Raw genomic sequence first — 2,123 nt, 5'->3', positions numbered from 1 at the left:
CTTTTTACTCTTAATCTCTTGACGAGCTTACTTGCATTAAACACTAAGTGACGTTTGGTTTACTAACATCACTTAGCGAATGTTTTTCTTCAAAGTTATTACACTTGATATCTACTTCACGAGATAATATATCTGCGATTTTTGATGGTTCATAAAAGCTCGCTGACGGAATACGTATCAGTTTATGATGACCATAAAGCGCTTCATTTACGTACTGATCGCGTGCCTGTCTTTTCGTCCATTGATGCGTCGCATCATCTAATTCAATCACAGCGAGTATTCTTGTCGTTTTGTCAGTTATCACAAAATCCATACGCTTCGCCCATGTACGAGAGTTATGCCGGAAGTCGACGGGCTTAACGAGCGCCATAAGAGACACTTGGCTGTGAATGACATAATCAGAGGGAAGAGCCTTTTGGAGAGCAAAATAGAGTTTCTGCTCGTTTCTAGTCGCAAGATGTGATTGGCGTTTATGCTCAACCCTCTCAAATCGACGTTTATGCGGATTATCATCATCTATCTGATTATCAGCGTATTTTGAGCTCTCCGTTTCTTGACTAAGAGACGGCTCCTTTCTCTTCCACCGAGTATCCGTTGGTTGGCTATCCTTTGTAAACTTCCACACCAGATAGATAAAAACGATTAAAACACCAAGATATAACATTATCAATATTCCCTGATTGTGTGCCCAAGAAGCACACTCCATTGTGGTTTACTTAGATGACAACTCGTTGATTTTTTCCCTTGCTAACTCTTCTCATTCATCAAACAGGCCCACGGAGCCCAATTAGGTTTCCAAATGGATCAGCGACTTGGCACATAGATAGTCCATGCTCGATCGCTATTGGACCGCGGTATAACTCAGCGCCGATTGCCTTAAAGTGCTCTAGAGCGCTTAACAAGTCATCAACCAGCCAATACAGCACAGTTCCGCACTTACCATTGCGGACTTTTTCATCGGCTTGCACAATTTCCAACTGAAAACCATTTAAGTCGAGGGCGGTAAAATCAAAGTCTGGATAATACATAGGCGTTGCATTAGGGAAAGCCTTGCGATACCACTCTAGCCCTTCATTTACATTCGGTACATGTATAAGCAACGCAGATGGATAGACGGATATACCATTGGAAGAATCTTGTTTATTATTCATTGAAAGTGACTCGAAAAACTTCTCGATAAAAAATGAACTGTCGTAACCCAGTAATTCATCAAACCGTCTTAGCAATCAGCCGACGCCGCTATCGTTAGTGTGATTTAGGCTCAATTAACATGATCTTATATGTATCCCTAATCACACTGAAAGGGTGAAGCTTAATATCAACTATGGGTATCTCTATTTTTACACCATACGCTTCTCACACCAACACGCCTAAAGCCGACTGACTTACAGTTACGACTACTCGTACTGTTTGGCATGACATCAGTCAACACCACTTTAACACCTAAAGAAATAGCATCTTCAATTCGTGCTCGAAGTAGCGCAGTCTGACACCCTTTCGAACGATAACTTTCTTGTGTATACGCATTGGCGAGTATTACATATTCGCCCTCGATATAACTCGTTGCCCAAGCACATGGCTCACCGTTTATTTTCGCAACATAGCAACGAAACATTTCTGTACAGTAAAGCGGACGTTTCTTCTGCCAGATTTCGTTAGAACACTCTAAACCTGACGTTTTAAGTAGAGATAAAAAATCATCAACATTATCATGTGACCATCGTTCAACTGACACTTGCTGGGATTTATCTGCACACGTCACATAATCATTCGACTTCAGTTCGAGAAATTCATGCTCATATTCCGGCATAAAGTCACGATTTAATAACCATGTTGTCAGATCATTTGTTGTTGCCTGCGGTTCGACGGAGATTTCAGGGGGCAAGTTATGTGTGTAAAAACTCAGATAACTCTCTAAAGTCTCTATGCTAGAAAATTCATGGATGATTATCTGGTTATCATACTTACGTGTTTTGTCCACGAAGACAGAGCAACCTTCAGATTCAACCGAAAAAAGTTCACTGTCTAAATCAGTTGAGAGCGTTCGTTCATTATTAAAGTAAAAATAAACGTTATAGGCGTCTCTTACTTTTTTATCTTGCATCGTTCCCTCGATACTATAT

Annotated in this window: 3 protein-coding genes; all 3 read right to left on the bottom strand. The window is 40.7% G+C overall.

Features of this window, described 5'->3' with window-relative positions; translation table 11 throughout:
• Nucleotides 1-43: 43 nt before the first annotated feature.
• The 3 genes from BZG82_RS15940 to BZG82_RS15930 all read right to left on the bottom strand — a co-directional run bounded on the left by BZG82_RS15940 (nt 44) and on the right by BZG82_RS15930 (nt 2,104).
• Nucleotides 44-664 (bottom strand): DUF2726 domain-containing protein, encoded by a 621-nt coding sequence (locus BZG82_RS15940; protein WP_077480117.1) that lies wholly within the window; start codon nt 662-664, stop codon nt 44-46.
• A 100-nt stretch (nt 665-764) separates the two neighbouring features.
• Nucleotides 765-1,151 (bottom strand): glyoxalase/bleomycin resistance/dioxygenase family protein, encoded by a 387-nt coding sequence (locus BZG82_RS15935; protein WP_077480116.1) that lies wholly within the window; start codon nt 1,149-1,151, stop codon nt 765-767.
• A 167-nt stretch (nt 1,152-1,318) separates the two neighbouring features.
• Nucleotides 1,319-2,104, bottom strand: a complete 786-nt coding sequence (locus BZG82_RS15930; RefSeq protein ID WP_077480115.1) for a GNAT family N-acetyltransferase — start codon at nt 2,102-2,104, stop codon at nt 1,319-1,321.
• Nucleotides 2,105-2,123 lie beyond the last annotated feature (19 nt).

The organism is Salinivibrio sp. PR5 (assembly GCF_001996085.1).
Lineage (GTDB): Bacteria > Pseudomonadota > Gammaproteobacteria > Enterobacterales > Vibrionaceae > Salinivibrio > Salinivibrio proteolyticus.
This window is presented reverse-complemented; position numbering and strand designations above follow the sequence as displayed.